This window comes from Streptomyces venezuelae (assembly GCF_008642275.1).
Lineage (GTDB): Bacteria > Actinomycetota > Actinomycetes > Streptomycetales > Streptomycetaceae > Streptomyces > Streptomyces venezuelae_E.
Genome location: NZ_CP029189.1, coordinates 4,046,723 through 4,065,369, shown reverse-complemented (window position 1 = coordinate 4,065,369; position 18,647 = coordinate 4,046,723). Strand labels below are relative to the sequence as shown.

General features: G+C 72.1%; 17 protein-coding genes. 5 read left to right on the top strand and 12 right to left on the bottom strand.

Annotated features, from left to right (window positions below; genetic code table 11):
* Nucleotides 1-11: 11 nt before the first annotated feature.
* Nucleotides 12-2,444, top strand: coding sequence for an ATP-binding cassette domain-containing protein (locus DEJ51_RS17940; protein ID WP_150258504.1), 2,433 nt, complete (start codon nucleotides 12-14; stop codon nucleotides 2,442-2,444).
* 95 nt (nucleotides 2,445-2,539) lie between these two features.
* Here DEJ51_RS17940 and DEJ51_RS17935 read toward each other — a convergent pair whose 3' ends face one another.
* Complete coding sequence (locus tag DEJ51_RS17935) at nucleotides 2,540-3,373, bottom strand: diacylglycerol kinase (protein ID WP_150258503.1); 834 nt, start codon at nucleotides 3,371-3,373, stop codon at nucleotides 2,540-2,542.
* 184 nt (nucleotides 3,374-3,557) lie between these two features.
* Between DEJ51_RS17935 and DEJ51_RS17930 the strand changes: the two genes are divergently transcribed.
* The 4 genes from DEJ51_RS17930 to DEJ51_RS17915 all read left to right on the top strand — a co-directional run bounded on the left by DEJ51_RS17930 (nucleotide 3,558) and on the right by DEJ51_RS17915 (nucleotide 7,482).
* Nucleotides 3,558-4,841: an adenylosuccinate synthase gene (locus tag DEJ51_RS17930; protein WP_150258502.1), complete on the top strand. Its 1,284-nt coding sequence runs from the start codon at nucleotides 3,558-3,560 to the stop codon at nucleotides 4,839-4,841.
* Nucleotides 4,842-4,988: 147 nt separating this feature from the next.
* Nucleotides 4,989-5,483: a carboxymuconolactone decarboxylase family protein gene (locus DEJ51_RS17925; RefSeq protein WP_150258501.1), complete on the top strand. Its 495-nt coding sequence runs from the start codon at nucleotides 4,989-4,991 to the stop codon at nucleotides 5,481-5,483.
* 152 nt (nucleotides 5,484-5,635) lie between these two features.
* Nucleotides 5,636-6,475, top strand: a complete 840-nt coding sequence (locus DEJ51_RS17920; protein ID WP_150258500.1) for a PP2C family protein-serine/threonine phosphatase — start codon at nucleotides 5,636-5,638, stop codon at nucleotides 6,473-6,475.
* Between the two features lie 44 nt (nucleotides 6,476-6,519).
* The gene (locus DEJ51_RS17915; protein ID WP_150258499.1) at nucleotides 6,520-7,482 is read left to right on the top strand and encodes an MASE1 domain-containing protein; all 963 of its coding nucleotides are present in this window, start codon (nucleotides 6,520-6,522) and stop codon (nucleotides 7,480-7,482) included.
* 94 nt (nucleotides 7,483-7,576) lie between these two features.
* Here DEJ51_RS17915 and DEJ51_RS17910 read toward each other — a convergent pair whose 3' ends face one another.
* The 11 genes from DEJ51_RS17910 to DEJ51_RS17860 all read right to left on the bottom strand — a co-directional run bounded on the left by DEJ51_RS17910 (nucleotide 7,577) and on the right by DEJ51_RS17860 (nucleotide 18,372).
* Complete coding sequence (locus DEJ51_RS17910) at nucleotides 7,577-8,455, bottom strand: alpha/beta hydrolase family protein (protein ID WP_150258498.1); 879 nt, start codon at nucleotides 8,453-8,455, stop codon at nucleotides 7,577-7,579.
* 171 nt (nucleotides 8,456-8,626) lie between these two features.
* Nucleotides 8,627-9,850 carry a kynureninase gene (kynU, locus tag DEJ51_RS17905; protein ID WP_150258497.1) on the bottom strand — a complete coding sequence of 408 codons (1,224 nt, stop codon included), beginning with the start codon at nucleotides 9,848-9,850 and terminating at the stop codon, nucleotides 8,627-8,629.
* Complete coding sequence (locus DEJ51_RS17900; protein ID WP_150258496.1) at nucleotides 9,843-10,697, bottom strand: tryptophan 2,3-dioxygenase family protein; 855 nt, start codon at nucleotides 10,695-10,697, stop codon at nucleotides 9,843-9,845. Before DEJ51_RS17900 ends, kynU begins: the two co-directional genes overlap by 8 nt.
* A gap of 166 nt (nucleotides 10,698-10,863) precedes the next feature.
* A complete protein-coding gene (locus DEJ51_RS17895; RefSeq protein WP_150258495.1) occupies nucleotides 10,864-11,277 on the bottom strand; it encodes a DUF3151 domain-containing protein in 414 nt (137 codons plus the stop codon).
* A 212-nt stretch (nucleotides 11,278-11,489) separates the two neighbouring features.
* Complete coding sequence (locus tag DEJ51_RS17890) at nucleotides 11,490-12,233, bottom strand: ScbR family autoregulator-binding transcription factor (RefSeq protein WP_223835857.1); 744 nt, start codon at nucleotides 12,231-12,233, stop codon at nucleotides 11,490-11,492.
* 219 nt (nucleotides 12,234-12,452) lie between these two features.
* Complete coding sequence (fbaA, locus tag DEJ51_RS17885) at nucleotides 12,453-13,475, bottom strand: class II fructose-bisphosphate aldolase (protein ID WP_030012792.1); 1,023 nt, start codon at nucleotides 13,473-13,475, stop codon at nucleotides 12,453-12,455.
* A 334-nt stretch (nucleotides 13,476-13,809) separates the two neighbouring features.
* The gene (pyrE, locus tag DEJ51_RS17880; RefSeq protein WP_150258494.1) at nucleotides 13,810-14,349 is read right to left on the bottom strand and encodes an orotate phosphoribosyltransferase; all 540 of its coding nucleotides are present in this window, start codon (nucleotides 14,347-14,349) and stop codon (nucleotides 13,810-13,812) included.
* 33 nt (nucleotides 14,350-14,382) lie between these two features.
* The gene (locus tag DEJ51_RS17875; RefSeq protein ID WP_150258493.1) at nucleotides 14,383-15,171 is read right to left on the bottom strand and encodes an aldose 1-epimerase; all 789 of its coding nucleotides are present in this window, start codon (nucleotides 15,169-15,171) and stop codon (nucleotides 14,383-14,385) included.
* A gap of 32 nt (nucleotides 15,172-15,203) precedes the next feature.
* Nucleotides 15,204-16,031: an SRPBCC family protein gene (locus tag DEJ51_RS17870; RefSeq protein ID WP_150258492.1), complete on the bottom strand. Its 828-nt coding sequence runs from the start codon at nucleotides 16,029-16,031 to the stop codon at nucleotides 15,204-15,206.
* 33 nt (nucleotides 16,032-16,064) lie between these two features.
* Nucleotides 16,065-17,708, bottom strand: coding sequence for a polyamine aminopropyltransferase (locus tag DEJ51_RS17865; protein WP_150258491.1), 1,644 nt, complete (start codon nucleotides 17,706-17,708; stop codon nucleotides 16,065-16,067).
* Between the two features lie 115 nt (nucleotides 17,709-17,823).
* Nucleotides 17,824-18,372 (bottom strand): DUF2617 family protein, encoded by a 549-nt coding sequence (locus DEJ51_RS17860; protein ID WP_150258490.1) that lies wholly within the window; start codon nucleotides 18,370-18,372, stop codon nucleotides 17,824-17,826.
* Nucleotides 18,373-18,647 lie beyond the last annotated feature (275 nt).

The window sequence follows — 18,647 nt, the reverse complement described above, 5'->3', positions numbered from 1 at the left end:
AGGGAGACACGATGAGCAGGGCCACCGGGCCGGATTCCCGCCCCACCGCACCTCAGGTACCGCAGCCACCACAGGCACCTCCGGCGCAGCACGCTGCCGACAGCCACGGTCTGATCCGCGTGCACGGCGCACGCGTGAACAACCTGAAGGACGTCAGCATCGAGATCCCCAAGCGCCGCCTGACGGTGTTCACCGGGGTCTCCGGCTCGGGCAAGAGCTCGCTGGTGTTCGACACGATCGCCGCCGAGTCCCAGCGGATGATCAACGAGACCTACAGCACCTTCCTGCAGGGCTTCATGCCCACACTGGCCCGCCCCGAGGTCGACGTACTCGACGGACTCACCACCGCGATCACCGTCGACCAGCAGCGCATGGGCGGCGACCCCCGCTCCACGGTCGGCACCGCCACCGACGCCAACGCGATGCTGCGCATCCTCTTCAGCCGCCTCGGGAAGCCGCACATCGGCCCGCCCAGCGCCTACTCCTTCAACGTCGCCTCCGTCCGGGCGAGCGGCGGCATCACGGTCGAGCGCGGCGCCGCCAAGACCAAGACCGTGAAGGCCACCTTCTCCCGCACCGGCGGCATGTGCGTGCGCTGCGAGGGCCGGGGATCGGTCTCCGACATCGACCTCACCCAGCTCTACGACGACTCCAAGTCGCTCGCCGAGGGCGCCTTCACGATCCCCGGATGGAAGTCCGACAGCTTCTGGACCGTCCGGGTCTACGCCGAGTCGGGCTTCCTCGACCCGGACAAGCCGATCAACAAGTACACCAAGAAGGAGATGCAGGACTTCCTCTACCGGGAGCCCACCAAGGTCAAGGTCGAGGGCGTCAACCTCACCTACGAGGGCCTCATCCCCAAGATCCAGAAGTCCTTCCTGTCCAAGGACAAGGAAGCGATGCAGCCGCACATCCGGGCCTTCGTGGAGCGGGCGGTCACCTTCACCGTCTGCCCCGAGTGCGAGGGCACCCGGCTCAGCGAGGGCGCCCGGTCCTCGAAGATCAAGAAGATCAGCATCGCCGACGCCTGCACCATGCAGATCAGCGACCTGGCCGAGTGGGTGCGCGGCCTCGCCGAGCCCTCGGTCGCCCCGCTGCTCGCCGCACTGCAGCTCACCCTCGACTCCTTCGTGGAGATCGGCCTCGGCTACCTCTCGCTCGACCGGGCCTCCGGGACCCTGTCCGGCGGCGAGGCGCAGCGCGTCAAGATGATCCGCCACCTCGGCTCCTCGCTCACCGACGTCACCTACGTCTTCGACGAGCCCACCATCGGCCTGCACCCGCACGACATCCAGCGCATGAACGACCTGCTCCTGCGGCTGCGCGACAAGGGCAACACCGTGCTCGTCGTGGAGCACAAGCCCGAGACCATCGCGATCGCCGACCACGTCGTCGACATCGGCCCCGGTGCGGGCACCGCGGGCGGCACCGTCTGCTACGAGGGCACCGTCGAGGGGCTGCGCTCCGGCGGCACCGTCACCGGCCGCCACCTCGACGACCGGGCCAAGCTGAAGGCGTCGGTGCGCAAGCCCACCGGCGCGCTGGAGATCCGCGGGGCCACGGCGAACAACCTGCGCGACGTCGACGTCGACATCCCGCTCGGGGTGCTGACGGTCGTCACCGGCGTCGCCGGGTCCGGCAAGAGCTCCCTGCTGCACAAGTCGCTCTCCCCGGACGCGGAGGTCGTCTCCGTCGACCAGGGCGCGATCCGCGGCTCACGCCGGAGCAACCCGGCGACGTACACCGGTCTGCTCGACCCGATCCGCAAGGCGTTCGCCAAGGTCAACGGGGTGAAGCCGGCCCTGTTCAGCGCCAACTCCGAGGGCGCCTGCCCGAACTGCAACGGCGCCGGAGTCATCTACACCGACCTGGCGATGATGGCCGGTGTCTCGACCACCTGCGAGGAGTGCGAGGGGAAGCGGTTCGACGCGTCGGTGCTGGAGTACCACCTCGCCGGCCGCGACATCAGCGAGGTCCTCGCGATGTCGGTGACCGAGGCGGAGGAGTTCTTCGGCGCCGGTGAGGCGCACACACCCGCCGCGCACCGCATCCTGACCCGGCTCGCCGACGTGGGACTCGGCTACCTCAGCCTCGGCCAGCCGCTCACCACCCTGTCCGGCGGCGAGCGGCAGCGGCTCAAGCTGGCCACCCACATGGCGGACAAGGGCGGTGTCTACGTGCTCGACGAGCCGACCACCGGCCTGCACCTCGCCGACGTGGAGCAGCTGCTCGGCCTGCTCGACCGGCTGGTCGACTCCGGGAAGTCGGTCGTCGTCATCGAGCACCACCAGGCGGTCATGGCGCACGCCGACTGGATCATCGACCTCGGCCCCGGAGCCGGTCACGACGGCGGCCGGATCGTCTTCGAGGGCACGCCCGCCGACCTGGTGGAGGACCGCTCCACCCTCACCGGCGAGCACCTCGCGGCGTACGTGGGCGCCTGACCGCCGTCGCCTAACGCCCGCCCCGGCCCCTGACCGCCTCGGCGGTCAGGGGCAGCAGGCCCGGGGAGATCCCGAACGCCGTGCACCCGGTGTGGTCACCGGGGCACGGTGAGCGTCCACGCCCCCGACCGCAGGGTCCACGTACGCCGCCGGACCGGGCCGGTCAGCGCGGCGTCGGCGCGGTAGCGGAAGTCCGTGCCCGACACCGTCACGGTCTTCGCCCGGGCCGTGACCGTGGACTCGGCGGAGCTGCCGCCGCCCGTGCGGACCACGACCTCCGCCGGACCGCCGTCGTCCCGGGTGCGAACCGATACGTCCTCCACGGGCCGGTCCACGTCCGCCAGCAGCACCCCGTCGGCCTCGACCCGCAGCCGGTGCCGGCCGGTGGCCACGCCGCCGGCCGCCGCCACGGGCCGGACCAGCGTCCGGACCAGCGAGCGGTACGCGCTCCACACCGACGGCCCGGCGGGCCGCGGAACCCCGTGCACGGGCGGGATCCGCAGCGCACCGAGCACCACCCCGTCGCTGTCGTCGACGAGCAGGTCACAGACCCGCACCGATCCGTCGAGGACCGCCCGGGCGGCGGCGACGGCCGAAAGCGGCACGCCGAGCGACCTCGCCAGACCCAGCGACCCCACCGGACCCACCGGGACCAGCGCCAGAGGCCCCTCCCCCAGCCCTCGCTCCCGGTGCAGCAGCCCGACGGCGCGCACCAGGGCCCGGTCGTCGCCGACGATCACCAGCCGCCGATGACCCCGGCGGGCAAGAGCCCGCGCAAATTCCTCCTGCGAATCCGGGAGGCAGATTTTCGCTGCCGCGCCCGCTGACAACACATCCTTCGCGATCCGCACGGACTCGCCGTCAAGACGGCGGGCGACCGGGTCGACGAGCACGAGCAGGCCGCCTACCGGCGCGCCCGCTTGGCTCATGGTGGGCTCTGGAGCCGACACCTCGGTCCTTCCTCGGGTAGCATCTTTGTGCAAGAGGCCCTTGCGCTATTGCGCCAGGGCCTTCGTCTATTCCGGGGTACCGGTCCGACGGCTCAGCCTGCGGTGTACATCGTCGTACGCCCCCTGACCTTGGACATGCCCCATCCGGAAGAGGTGTACGCCTGTGCCCGCTCTTGTGCTGCTCGGAGCTCAGTGGGGTGACGAGGGCAAGGGAAAGGCCACCGACCTGCTCGGTGGATCCGTTGACTATGTAGTGCGCTACCAGGGCGGCAACAATGCCGGCCACACGGTCGTCGTGGGCGACCAGAAGTACGCGCTGCACCTTCTCCCTTCCGGCATCCTCTCCCCCGGATGCACCCCGGTCATCGGTAACGGTGTCGTCGTCGACCCGGCCGTCCTGCTCTCCGAGCTGCGCGGCCTGAACGAGCGCGGCATCGACACCTCCAAGCTGCTCATCAGCGGCAACGCGCACCTGATCACGCCGTACAACGTCACGCTCGACAAGGTCGGCGAGCGTTTCCTCGGCAAGCGCAAGATCGGCACCACCGGTCGCGGCATCGGCCCGACGTACGCGGACAAGATCAACCGCATCGGCATCCGCGTCCAGGACCTCTACGACGAGTCGATCCTCACCCAGAAGGTCGAGGCGGCGCTGGAGGGCAAGAACCAGCTCCTCGCGAAGCTCTACAACCGCCGCGCCATCGAGGCCGGCGCGATCGTGGAGGAGATGCTCCAGTACGCGGAGCAGATCAAGCCGTACGTCGCCGACACCACCCTGATCCTCAACAACGCGCTGGACGAGGACAAGGTCGTGCTGTTCGAGGGCGGCCAGGGCACCCTGCTCGACGTCGACCACGGCACCTATCCCTTCGTCACCTCGTCCAACCCGACCGCCGGCGGCGCCTGCACCGGCACCGGCGTGGGCCCGACGAAGATCAGCCGCGTCATCGGCATCCTCAAGGCCTACACGACCCGAGTCGGCGCGGGCCCGTTCCCGACCGAGCTGTTCGACCAGGACGGCGAGGACCTGCGCCGCATCGGCGGCGAGCGCGGCGTGACCACCGGACGTGACCGCCGCTGCGGTTGGTTCGACGCGCCGATCGCACGTTACGCCACCCGCGTGAACGGCCTCACCGACTTCTTCCTCACCAAGCTGGACGTGCTGACCGGCTGGGAGCAGATCCCGGTCTGCGTCGCGTACGAGATCGACGGCAAGCGCGTCGAGGAGCTGCCGTACTCGCAGACGGACTTCCACCACGCGAAGCCGATCTACGAATACCTCCCCGGCTGGTCCGAGGACATCACCAAGGCCAAGACCTTCGAGGACCTGCCGGCGAACGCCCAGGCGTACGTCAAGGCCCTGGAGGAGATGTCGGGCGCCCCGATCTCCGCGATCGGCGTCGGCCCCGGCCGTACCGAGACGATCGAGATCAACTCCTTCCTCTAGGAGACCCGGTCCCCACGGAGGGGCGGCGGGCGCGGACGCGCCCGCCGCCCCTCCGGCGTTCCCGAAGAAAATCTCCCGCCCCGGTCACATCCGTGCGCTCCGCTCCGTCAGTGCTGTGAAGACACCGACCGAAGGAGAGCAGCAGCCATGACGAACACCGACCGCTCCGTCTCGCGGATGCCGAACCCGGCCGCCCTCGTCCCCGAGCTGAACGACATCAGCGCCGCCCTCTTCCGGGCCACGGGCAACCGCTCGGTGCCGCGGACCACGACGAGCCTGGTCCACCTGCGCGCCGGACAGATCGTCGGCAACACCTACCTGACCGTCCTGAACACCGGTTTCCTCCGCAAGGCCGGGGAGTCCGAGGAGCGCATCACGGCCGTCTCCTCCTGGCAGGACGCCCCCTGCTTCACCGCCGCCGAGCGCGCCGCCCTCGCGCTGGTCGAGGCCACCCTGCAGCCCGCCCCGTACGGCCGGGAGCGGGTCACCGACGAGCTCTACGCCGAGGTCGCCGCGCACTACGACGAAAAGGCCCTCGCCACCCTCACCATCGCGATCGGGCAGATCAGCTTCTTCATCGCCCTGGCCGTCATCGGCAAGCCGCAGCCGGTCACCTCGCTGGCGGACGAGCAGTGGGGCTGAGGGGCCCCCACGGGCCCTGGCGGGCCCGCACCGGCCTTCGGCCAGGAGGGCACCGGTCTCGGGAAGCGGGTTCCCGGTGGGCGGAAATATGATGTCCACGGGCTTTTCGCGCAGCGGAAGCAGGGACGAATGGATGCACCTCGGAGCGTTCCGTGACTCCTCGCCGTGCCCCGCGGGCAGCCAGCGCCGACCTGCTCAGCACGCTCGGCCGGCTCGCCGACCAGGCCCGCCGCGGGGTGGAGCTGCAGCAGGCCCGGGTGGACCTGGCCGAGGCCCTGCAGAGCGAGATGCTGCCCGCCTCGCTGCCCGCGCTGCCGGGCCTGCGGACCGCCGCCCGGTACGCGCCCGCGCGGCACGGGCTGGACATCGGCGGCGACTGGTACGACGGGTTCCGGCTGCCCGAGGGAGCCCTCGCCTTCTGCATCGGCGACGTCCAGGGGCACGACGTGGAGGCGGCGGCCTTCATGGGGCAGGTACGGATCTGCCTGCGTGCCGTGGCGGCCGTCGTCGTCGATCCGGGCGAGGTGCTGAGCCGCGCCAACGAGGTGCTGCTCTCCATGGACCGCGACCTCTTCGCGACCTGCACCCTGCTCCGCTTCGACCCGGAGACGCAGGAGCTGGAGACCGCCCGGGCCGGCCACGTCCCGGCGGTCTGGGCCACCGTCGACGGCGAGTACGGCATCACCGATGACGACGGCGGCCCGCCGCTGAACCTGACGCCCGGGGCGGGGTACGCGGTGACCCGCCGCCGGCTCACGACGGCGGGGTCGATCGTGCTGCTCACCGACGGTGTGGTCGAGGGGCCGAAGTTCCCGATCGAGGAGGGACTGGAGCGCGTCGCCAAGGTGGTCAGGGAGGCCGCCGGCACCGATCCCGGCGAGCTGGCCGCCGAGGTGATGAAGGTGGCCGACTCCACCGGCCACGCCGACGACGCCGCCGTGCTCGTGCTCAGCCACGACGCCCGGCCCGGTCCGCAGGACGGCCCGGCCTAGCGCGTGTCACGGCCCGCGGGGGCGCCCGGCTGTTGTCTGATGCTGTGGTGCGTACCGAGGGATGGCGACGTCTGCCCGCAGCTCTGCTGCCGATCCTCGCCGTCGCCGTCGCCTACTACGCGGGCGGGCTGATCGGCCTGCACCAGCGCGTGGTCGTCAACGGCGCGGAAGTGACACCCCTGTGGCTGCCGACCGGCATCGCGGTGGCCTCCCTGCTCTGGCTGGGCCTGCGGGCGTGGCCCGGGATCGCGCTCGGTACGTACCTCACCATCGAGCAGATCAGCGACTTCGACCCGCCCGGCCTGATCATCGTCGCGGGGAACGTCCTCGCCCCCGTGTGCGCGTACCTGATGCTGCGCCGGGTGGGTTTCCGTACCGAGATGGACCGGCTGCGGGACGCCCTGGCGCTGGTCTTCCTGGGTGGTCTGCTGCCCATGCTGATCAGCGCGACGATCGGGAGCTGCACGCTGCTGCTCACCGGAGACCTGCCGGCGTCGCAGTTCTGGTCGGTCTGGGCGGCCTGGTGGGCCGGGGACGCGATGGGCGTGCTGGTGGTGACCCCGCTGCTGTTGGTGCTGCGCAGGGTCACGACGCTCCGGCGGCCCCGGGACGGCTACCGTGCGGCCGAGGCGGCCGCCCTGGTGGTCGCGTCCGTCGGCGTCACGCTCGTGGCCACCCGCAGCCCCCTCTCGCTGCTGTTCCTCGTCTTCCCGCTGATCATCTGGGCGGCCGTGCGCTTCCAGCTCGCCGGGAGCGCTCCGGTGACCCTGCTGGTGTCGGTCCTGACGATCGCGGCGGCGACCGCCCACGTCGGGCCGTTCGCCCACCACACCCTCTTCGAGATCATGATCAATCTGCAGGGCCTCAACGGCGCTGCGGCCCTGACCGGGCTGCTGCTGTCGGCCCTGGTCACCGAGCAGAACAACGTCCGGCTGAAGATCGAGCAGGTCTGCGAGGACCTCGCCGAGCTGGTCGAGCACCTGGCCCCGGGCAAGGGCGGTCCGTAGGGGCCGGTACGGCCCGCGAGGTCACCCTCGTCCGCCCCCTGGGCGGGGCGGCCGAACCATGGCCGGTGTGGGCCGAACCGGGCCGCTACGGGCGCTACCAGGCCAGCTGCGAGATCTCCTCGGCGACCACCGCGCACGCGTCCGCCGCCGGGTCGATCAGCGGGAAGTGCCCGACCGCGTCCAGCAGGGTCAGCCCGACCGTCTCCCCCGCTTTCGCGGCCGCCGCCACGTACGCCTCGGCCACCTGCTGCGGCACCACGACGTCGTCCCGGCCCTGGACCACCGCCGTGGCGATTCCGGTCGGCAGCAGCGCCGCCGGATCGGCGTACGGCAGCCGCTCGGCCCAGTGCTCGGGCCCGCCGAGCAGCTGCGCGCTCGCGCCGCCGCACACGCCCATCTCCTCCGCCACCGCGAAGTCCGCGATCGGGGCCAGCGCCACCACGCCCCGCAGCAGCGGCGGGGAAGGCAGCCGCCACGGGGAGTCCGCCGGAAGCACGTGGCGGGCCGCGGCCCACAGCGCGAGGTGGCCGCCCGCCGAGTGCCCGGTGACGACCGTGCGGCGGAGATCGGCCTGCGGGAGCGCGTCGGCCGCCAGCCCCGGGAGGGCGTCCAGCGCGACGGCGACATCGTCGAAGGTCTCCGGCCAGCGCCCGGCCACCGGCCCGTCGGCGTTCTGGTGGGGGAGCGAACTGCCGCGCCGGTACTCGACGTTGGCGACGGCAAAACCCCGGCGGGCCAGGAAGTCCGCGAACGGCGTGACGTGCTGCCGGTCGTACGGGGCCCGCCACGCGCCCCCGTGCAGCAGCACCACGAGCGGGGCCGGCCCCCGGGTCTCGCCGCGCGGGGCGTAGAAGTCGACGACGTGGTCGGGGTGTTGCCCGTAGGCGGCGGTCACGTCCGGCGCCACGGCCGGGTGGGCGAAGGCCGAGGCGGCCTCCGCGGCGTCCCGTTCCACTGCGGCGGGGTCCGTCATCGGCTCAACCTCTCGGTAACGCGTGGGACAGCGGGGACAGATGTTCCGGTGTTCCGGCAGAGCGGGACCGTATCAGTCTGGAACAGGCAGTTCCGTGCGGGGCCCGGAATATGACCGGGCGGACGGAGCTCTCGCCCCGTCCGCCCGGTGATGTGACGTTTCGCTACCCCGTCACCCGAAAATGTGACCCAGCGTCCGCGCGGCACGCTCGGCATCGGCGAAACCGACGTAGAGCGGGGTGAAGCCGAAGCGCAGGACGTCGGGTGCGCGGAAGTCGCCGATGACGCCGCGGGAGATGAGCTCCGCCATGACCTCGCGGGCGTTCTCGGTCCGCAGCGAGACCTGGCTGCCGCGGCTTCCGTGCTCGGCCGGGGTGACCGACTCGACCCGGCCCTGCGGGACGTACGCCGCCACGCACGCGAGGAAGAAGTCGGTCAGGGCGAGGGACTTGGCGCGCACGGCTGCGACGGACACCCCGTCCCAGGCGTCGAGCGCCGACTCCAGGGCCAGCATGGACAGGATGTCCGGCGTGCCGACGCGCCCACGGGTCGCGCCCTGGGCCGCCTCGAAGGCCGGGGTCATCGCGAACGGATCCGCGTGACCGTTCCAGCCCGGGAGCGGGGAGTCGAAGCCGGCCTGGTGGCGGGCGGCGATGTACAGGTACGCGGGCGCGCCGGGGCCGCCGTTGAGGTACTTGTACGTGCAGCCCACCGCGAGGTCGACCGCATGCGCGTCGAGACCGACGGGCAGGGCCCCGGCGGAGTGGCACAGGTCCCAGACCGTGATCGCCCCGGCGGCGTGGGCCGCCGTGGTGAGCGCGGGCAGGTCGTGGAGCCGCCCGCTGCGGTAGTCGACGTGGTTGAGGAGCACCACGGCGGTGTCCGCGTCCATGGCCTCGGCCGCGTGGGAGGGGGCGACGGGAACGACGGTCAGGCCCGTCATCCGGGCCGCCGACTGCGCTATGTAGCCGTCGGTGGGGAAGGTGGCGGCGTCGACCAGCAGCTTCGTCCGGCCGGGCGCCGCGAGACGGGCGGCGCCGACCAGGGCCTTGAAGAGGTTGACGCTGGTGGAGTCCCCGACGACCACCTGGCCGGGGGCCGCGCCGACGAGCGGGGCGATCTTGTCGCCGATCCGCTCGGGTGCCGTCCACCAGCCGCTCTCGTCCCAGGACCGGATGAGGAGCTCGCCCCACTGCCTGGAGACGACGTCGGCGGTGGTGTCCGCGACCCCGGCCGGCAGGGCGCCGAGGGAGTTGCCGTCGAGGTAGACGACCCCGTCGGGGAGGGTGAAGCGCTCGCGGAGCTTCGCGAGCTCGTCGGCGGCGTCCAGCTCGGCCGCACGGTCGCGGAGGTCCGCCGACGGCTCCGCCGCCGTGTTCGTGGAGTCGTCAGACATAGCTGCGGGCCGTCCAGAGCTCCGGGAAGACGTTCTTCGTCGCGCGCTTCTCCAGCCAGGTCACACCGGCCGAGCCGCCCGTGCCCGTCTTCGCGCCCATCGCGCGGCGGGTGGCGACCAGGTGGTCGTTGCGCCAGCGCCAGACGAGCTCGGCCACGTCCGTGAGGACCTCGCCGAGGCGGTGCAGGTCCAGGGTCTCGCTGTCCTCCGGAGCGGCGTACAGGCCCGTCCAGACGGCCTCGACCTCGGGGGAGGGCTCGTAGCGCAGCGACAGGTCGCGGTTCAGGACCGCCTCGGGAACCGGCAGGCCGCGGCGGGCGAGCAGGCGCAGCACCTCGTCGTAGAGGCTGGGCTCGTGCAGGGCCTTCTCCAGCTCCGCGTGGACGCGCGGAGCGCCCCGGTGCGGGACCAGCATAGAGGAGGACTTCTCGCCGAGCAGGAACTCCATCCGGCGGTACATCGCCGACTGGAAACCGGAACCCTCGCCGAGGGCGGCGCGGTAGGAGTTGAACTGTCCCGGGGTGAGCTGGGCGAGCGGGCGCCAGGAGGCGTTGAGGGCCTCCAGCTCGCGGAGGGAACGTTTCAGCGCGTCCATCGCGACGGGGATGCGGTCCTCGCGCAGGGCGGTCGCGGCGGTTTCCCACTCATGGACGATGACCGTGAACCACAGCTCCATGACCTGGGTCGTCACCAGGAAGACCATCTCGCCCGGGTCGTCCGAGCGGAGGTGCTGGAGGTGGGTGAGAACGTCCGCCTGGACGTAGTCCTCGTACGGGGTCGTGCCGTCGAAGTCGAGGTTCGGGGTTTCCGACCCGCCGACTCCGGAGGCATCAAGGGTTTTCGACATCGCTGTCTCCTCGACACGTGCTTCCGGGTAGCGGTCCGCCCCTTCCGTGAGGTGAGTGGAGCCCCGGTCCCCTGCCCGCAGCATAGGACACCGTCGCGCCGGCGCTCCAGCGGAGAGTGACACAGACCACACAATTTCGGTGCGTGTCACTCCCCGCCGTACGGACTCAGGCGCTCAGCGTGTCGGCGGCCGTCGGGGACGAGTCGCGCAGGAAGGTCGAGCAGCGCTCGTACTCCTCCTTCTCGCCGATCGCCTCGGCCGCGCGGGCCAGGGCGTGCAGGGCGCGCAGGAAGCCGCGGTTCGGCTCGTGCTCCCACGGGACCGGGCCGTGGCCCTTCCATCCGGCGCGGCGCAGTGCGTCGAGGCCGCGGTGGTAGCCCGTACGGGCGTAGGCGTACGACTCGACCGTGCTGCCCGCGGCAAAGGCCTCGTCGGCGAGGACCGCCCAGGCGAGGGACGAGGTGGGGTGCGCGGCCGCCACCTCGACGGCGGGGGTGCCCGCGGCGATGGCCTCACGGCCCGGCTCGTCGGGCAGGTGGGTGGGGGCGGGGCCCCCGAGCAGGTTCTGGTGAATGGACATGCCCCCAGTCTGCCGGGTGCGGTGGTCCGCAAAACCAGCCGTCCCCTCGCTGGCGCCTCGCTGTTGCCCCGCCGCCGTCCCGCCGTACGCGCCGGTCCGCGGCCCCGCGCCCCTGCCGCGTCGGGCGCATTGCCGGTGCGGCAGCGCGGGACCGGTGTCCTTCGGTGTTCGCGCACCGCCGCGTGCGGCCCCCGGACGGGGAGAGGCCCGGATCAGTCCGCAGGGGCGGTCGCCCCGACCGGCTCGCGGGGCGCGGGCGGACGCGCGGTCAGCGCCGGCCGCGTTCCGGAGCAGTCGCACCGGGGGGCCTCGTTCGAGCCGTGCAGCACCCGCGCTCCCCGGCCCGGCGCGGTGTCGAGCCGGGAGGCCACGGCCGGGACCACCATGCTCGGCAGCACACTCGTGTAGAGCGCCGAGATCTCCCGGTCCAGGTCGAGCCCGAGGGTCTGCGCCATCACGTTGAGCCCGGCGAAGGACCCCACCACCAGCCGCGAGGGCCCCGACGGGTCCACGTGCGGGAGCAGTTCGCCGCGCTCCTGCGCCTGCACGAGCAGAGCGGTGTGCAGATCGATCCACCCCTGGTACGGCGCCGCCCGGTCCAGTTCCCGGCCGTTCTGCTCCAGGGTGAGCCGGGCGCTGCCGCGCATCAGCACGTCGTAGCGGAGGCGGTGCGAGAAGACCATGCCGACGTCGACGAACTCCTGCGCCTTGAACTCCTGCGGGGTGACCGGCGCGTGCATGCTGACCTGGGCGTCGATCACGGCCTGCGCCAGGTGTTCCTTCGAGTCGAAGTGGAAGTAGAGCGCCCCCTTGGTGACGTTGGCGAGGCGGACGATGTCGGTCAGTTTGGCCGCACCGTAGCCCCGGTCCTCGAACACGACGGCGGCGGCTTCCAGGATCGCCCGGCGGGTTCGCACGGCGCGGTCCTGCTTCACCTGCGTTCGTTCGGCCCTCATGTGCACCTGCCCCTTCCCCGCCCCGACCGATCGGTCCGTACATGCCCCCAGCAGGTACTGCCGGGGGCAGTTCACACCATCGTGGGGTCACCGTCCACCACCGCCGTCACCCACCGCCGTCACCCGCCGCCGTCACCCGCTGCCAGGGGGAACGCCGAAGGGCCCGGCCTCCGTCGTGTGACGGGGGCCGGGCCCAACGGTCTGGCTCGCCGGAGGCGACTACTTCAGCTTGGTGCCGGTGGAACGCAGGTTCGCGCAGGCCTCGGCGACGCGCGCGGCCATGCCCGCCTCGGCGGCCTTGCCCCAGGTGCGGGGGTCGTACTTGGACTTCGTGCCGACCTCGCCGTCGACCTTCAGCACACCGGCGTAGTTGCTGAACATGTGGTCCACGACCGGGCGGGTGAAGGCGTACTGGGTGTCGGTGTCGAGGTTCATCTTCACGACGCCGTTCTCCAGCGCGGTGGCGATCTCCTCGGCCGTGGAGCCCGAGCCGCCGTGGAAGACGAAGTCGAACGGCGAGGCCTTGCCGTACTTCTCGGCCACGCCGGCCTGGAGGTCCTTGAGGAGCTCGGGGCGCAGGACGACGTTGCCCGGCTTGTAGACGCCGTGGACGTTGCCGAAGGAGGCGGCCAGCAGGTAGCGGCCCTTCTCGCCCAGGCCGAGGGCCTCGGCGGTGCGGATCGCGTCGTCGACGGTGGTGTACAGCTCGTCGTTGATCTCGTGGCTGACGCCGTCCTCCTCGCCGCCGGTCGGGGTGATCTCGACCTCAAGGATGATCTTGGCGGCGACGGCCTTGGCGAGCAGCTCCTGGCCGATGGCCAGGTTGTCGGCCAGGGTCTCGGCGGAGCCGTCCCACATGTGCGACTGGAAGAGCGGGTTCAGCCCGCGGGCCACGCGCTCGGCGGAGATGTCGAGCAGCGGACGTACGTAGCCGTCCAGCTTGTCCTTCGGGCAGTGGTCCGTGTGCAGGGCGACCGTGATGTCGTACTTGGCGGCCACGATGTGCGCGAACTCGGCCAGGGCGACCGCGCCGGTGACCATGTCCTTGTTGTGCTGGCCACCCAGGAACTCCGCACCACCGGTGGAGATCTGGATGATGCCGTCGCTCTCGGCCTCCGCGAAGCCGCGCAGGGCAGCGTGCAGGGTCTGGGAGGAGGTCACATTGATGGCCGGGTAGGCGAACTTGCCTGCCTTCGCCCGGTCGAGCATCTCGTTGTAGACCTCGGGGGTTGCGATGGGCATCTGCCGGCTCCTTGGTTGTGCGGGGAGTGTGCTTCTTGCGGGCCCTGACCTGGGGGCGACGTCATCGTCGCGCCTATCTTTCCAGACTCAGCGCAGGGGTCCAGACTGCCGGTCTCACGTGGTGGGCGAACGGCCCGGGATGTTTCACGTGAAACACCCCGGGCGCCCGGGAAAATGCAGGTCAGACGGGCCGCAGGGGCCGACAAGGCCTTCCCTCGACCGTTCTCTCGGTGGCCTGACCGAGCCGGACGGAGGCGGGAGCACGGCTGACCCGGCCCCGCCGCCGGGCGGCGCGGGCCCGGCCGGATCCGGAAGGGAAGGCCTGGGACACGCCCTAGGACAGGCCGAGGTCCTGGAGGAGGTATCCGGTGAGGTAGGGCAGGCCGGCCGCGGCGATCGCGTCGGCCGCTCCGCGGTCGACGATCGTGGCGACGGCGACGACCTCGCCGCCCGCCTCGCGGACCGCCTCGACGGCGGTCAGCGGGGAACCGCCGGTGGTCGAGGTGTCCTCGACCACCAGGCAGCGCTTGCCCTTCACGTCGGTGCCCTCGATACGGCGCTGCATGCCGTGGGCCTTCTGCGCCTTGCGGACGACGAACGCGTCCAGGCGCTCACCGCGCGCCGCGGAGGCGTGCAGCATCGAGGTCGCGACCGGGTCGGCGCCCAGGGTCAGACCGCCGACGCAGTCGAAGTCGAGCTCGGCGGTGAGGTCGAGCATGACCTGGCCGACCAGCGGGGCCGCCTCGCCGTCGAGGGTGATCCGGCGGAGGTCGATGTAGTAGTCGGCTTCGAGGCCGGAGGAGAGGGTCACCTTGCCGTGCACGACGGCCTTGTCCTTGATCTGCTGCAGAAGCGCATCGCGTACGTCACTCATGCCTCTGAGCTTAGAGGGGGGTGCGGAGCGGGCCTAGCCGAGCCGGCGCCACGTCCAGGTGGTGGAGACCTCCAGTGGATCCACCGGGGTGACCAGGCGCGGGAGGGTGTTCAGCCCGTTCGGCGGACCCGACTGGGGCTCCACGCAGACGGCCTCGGGCTCCTCGTCGTAGATGACCACCCATTCGGCCCGGCTGGTGACCCGCAGGGCGAGGGCGCCGGGCCAGGTGAGGGTGACGTCGACGCCGTGCGGCATGCCGAAGCAGTCGTCCCAGGGGCGGGGCTTCGGGTCGATGCGGTGGCCGGTGGGGATGTGGTCGTCGCCCCGCTCCTCCTGCCAGGCGGGCTCGAAGGAGACCTCCGCGTCGGGGCCCCCGGCCGTGAGGTTGCGCAGGAACCACGGGTGCCAGCCGACCTGGGCCGGGAAGGAGTCCCCGTACGTCTCGACGCCCATGGTGAGGGTCAGCGAATCCTCGGCGAGCGTGACGACCTGGGTCACCCGGCCGGGGTACGGCCACGGGTCGGTGAGGTCGTAGGCGAAGGCGGCCTCGGTGGCGCTGGCCCCGGCCGGACGCCAGGGCGCGTCGCGGGCGAAGCCGTGGAGGGCGTGCGGCGGGTGGTTGAGCGGCATCTGATGGACCGTCGCGCCGTCGCGGAACTGCCCGTTCGCCGTCCGGCCGCACCAGGGGACCATCGGGAAGGCCCCGTACCTCGGTCCCTGGCGCAGCAGTTCCGTTCCGTCGATGCGCAGGCTGCTGATGCGGCAGCCGTTCTCCTGGTCGACCGTCACCTCGGCGCCGCCGGCGCTCAGTTGCGTACTCATGCGGTCGACCCTAATGCGGGCGGGCCCGCTGATCAGCGACGGCGCCGCAGGGCCCGGCCGATGACGACCGCCGAGGCGAGCGCGAAGGCGGCGGCCGGGGCGATCCAGCGCAGGCTGTCGCCGGCTCCGGTGGAGGCGGGTGCGGGGACCGGGGCGTACCGGCCCCGCGGCGGTGCGTGGTCCACCTCCTCCGCGCTCCGGCCGATCATGGTGCGGCGGGCGTGGGCGGCCTCGGCCGGGGGCTGCGGGGCGCCGTCGGGGCCCTCGAACCGGCCGGCGAGGAAGGGGTCCAGGGACGACGGCGGTACGTCGGTCTCGAAGAGCGAGGCGGTGACCTCGGCGCCGCCGTCCTCGACGAACCCGGCGCCCTCCCCGCCCTCGGCTTCCTCGGCTTCCTCGGCTTCGGCCACCGGGTCGCCCACGGCGTCGGGCGCGGAGCCGAGGACCAGCTGTCCGGCGGCCCGGTCCAGCAGCCGGCGCACGGCGGCGATCGTGGCCTCGGGCGGGAAGGCGGCGGCCCGCCCGTCGGCGGTGACCTCGGCGGTGAAGTCGAGCCGGGTCCCGTCCGGGACCGGGACCAGCCGCAGGTCGAGGGCGAACTTCACGGTCCCGCTGCCCCGCACCTCCGTACCTTCACCCTCGAAGGTGAAGTGACCGGGGTCGCGCTCGGTGACGGCCAGGGCGCCCCGGTAGGTCACGGTGCTCCCGCCGACCCGGATCCTGAGCCGGCCCGAGACCGGCCCGGCATCGGTGTCGGCATCCTGCTGGAGTCCCGGCACGCACCGGGCCACCCGGGCGGGGTCGCGCAGCACGGCGCGGAGATCGTCTGCCGGTACCGGGACGAACACCTGATGCTCCATGTGGTCGAGCCTACCGACGAGACCCGCACCGGGTCACGAATACCGCGGGTGTGGCAGCGTCGACGGCGGCAGTCCGGGTACCCGGGTGCGTTCCGCGTCCCGTGCGGCGTCCTGCAGGGAGCTGGTCGACAGCGAGCGGAGCGCGGGCGTGTCGCGGTCCACCCGCAGGGGCGGGTCCTGGTCCCGGGCGGCCAGGACGAAGCCCCAGTCCTGCGGCGGTGTGCCGGTCACGCCGTGGGGGGTGCGGTCGGGGCCGGCGGCGAAGCCCGTGAGGCGGCCGCCCGCGCTGTAGGGGGCGGTGTGGAGGCCGGCGGCACGGAGGGTGGAGTCGACGGTCCAGTACGCACGCGGGCGCGTGGCCAGCGGTCCGGCGTGCACGGCGATGCGGCCGCCGGGGCGCAGGGCCCGCGCGGCCAGCCCGTAGAACTCCTGGGAGTACAGCTTCGTACTGGGGGTGATGCCCGGGTCGGGGAGGTCGGAGACGATGACGTCGAAGCGGTCGTCGGCGGCCGGCCCCCGCAGCCAGCGGAAGGCGTCCTGCGTGACGACGGCGAGGCGCGGGTCCTCGTACACCCGGTCGTTGAGCGCGGAGAGCATCGGATCGGTGCGGGCGAGGCGGACCACGCCGGGGTCGAGTTCGACGACGGTGACGGAGGAGACGTCCCGGTAGCGGAGCACCTCGCGTGCGGCGAGCCCGTCGCCGCCGCCGAGGACCAGGACGCGGGTGTGCGGGCCGGTCATGGCGGGGTGGACGAGGGCCTCGTGGTAGCGGTACTCGTCGTAGCCGCTGACCCGCAGCCGCCCGTCCAGGTAGAGGTCGAGGGAGCGCGGGGAGCCGGTCCCCGGCCCGGTGAGCACCAGTTCCTGCACCCCGGTCTGGACGGCGACCCGCACCTCCCCGCCGTAGACGGCGCGCCGGGCGGTCCGCTCGAAGTCGTCGGCGAGGACGGTCGCGGCGGCGAGCACGGCCAGTACGGTCACGTTCGCGCCGATCAGCAGCCAGCGGCAGCGTCGGCTCAGGTCGCGGCGGAACAGCCACAGGACCAGGCCGCCGCCGACGATCACGTTGACGGTGCCGGTCACCATGGCGCCGGTGAGCTGGCCGAGCACCGGGAGCAGCAGGAAGGGAAAGGCGAGGCCGCCCACGAGGGCGCCCACGTAGTCGGCGGCGAACAGGTCGGCGACGGCCCCGCCCGCGTCCTGTCTGCGGATGCGCTGGATGAGGACCATCAGCAGGGGGATCTCCGCGCCGATGAGCACCCCGATGGCGAAGGAGAAGGCGACGAGTGCGGGGCGGGACTCGCCCAGCCAGGCGAAGCTCGCGTACAGCGCTATGGCCGAGAGCCCGCCGAGGAGGGCCAGCCCGGCCTCGATGGCACCGAATCCGAAGGCGGGCCGGTGGCGGAAGCGCTTGGCGAGCAGGGAGCCGACGCCCATGGCGAAGACCATCACGGACAGCACGACCGACGCCTGGGTGACGGAGTCGCCGACGAGGTAGGTGCCGAGGGCGAGCAGTTCCAGCTCGTACACGAGCCCGCAGGCGGCGCAGACGAACACGGTGGCCAGGACGAGGAGTCGGCCGGTCCGGGGCCGTACGGGCAGGGCGGCCGGGACGGTCGCGGTGCTTCGAGGCTCCGGGGCCGGGAGTACCCGGCGCGGGACGGAACGGTCGATCATGAAGCGAACCGTACGTCACCGCCCACTTGCATCCGGTCACCCACATGGGTGCAAGTGGCGTACCGAATGGGCCAGTTGGCGTAACCATGGCGAGATGGTCGCGCCCCGGCGCCCGCTACAGCAGCGCGGGCGTTTCCCGGGCCGTCGCCGCGGGTGCCCCGATCCGTACGCCCACGCGCGTCCGGGTGGCCACCAGCTGACCCTCCTGCGGGTACGCGTGCCAGGTCCGCCAGCGCACCTGGCCCTCGTAGCGCTGCGCGAGCATGGCGGTGAAGGCGTGCGGACTTCCGGGAAAGGTCCCCGCTAGTCCGTTCGGGTGATCGGCCACCAGTGCGAGCAGTTCCTGGGCCCGTCCGGCGAAGGATCCGCGCGAAAGGGTCTCGACCCGCGCGGCGAACTCGTACTCCCAGTCGCCCACCCGCTTGGCCACGCCGAGCGGCAGCGGCGTGCTGCTGCCCGGCATACAGGCGACGGTCTCCGAGCAGAGCACCTCCCCCTCCTCCAGAAGGACCTGGTGGGACGCCCCGAGCAGGCGCAACTCCACCTTCGCCCCCGAAAGTTCGAGGTTCAGTACGGCCAGTGCGGGCAATCGGTCCCGACCCAGGGCCCAGGCGAGATCGGCGGCACGCGTGTCGGTGTATGAGGTCTGGAGGGTCGTGAGCATGAGTCGGCTCCGCAAACGCGCGAGGGAGAGGGGCCGGGGCCCGCCAGCGGTAGCAAGCACGGGTGGGGGGACACCGGCACGGGTCCACAGGAAGTCCCGGGTGGTCCGAGGACTGGTCTACTCAACCGAGGGAATCATGAATGGCACGGCACTCACAGCGTTTTTACCCAACTTGACGGGGTTTACATCCCCCCGGGGGCTCCGCAGTTCACGTGTTCAACAGGTTGCGCCCCGCGCGTCGTCATGCATCGGCGAACAAGAGGGCGCCGGGCGGC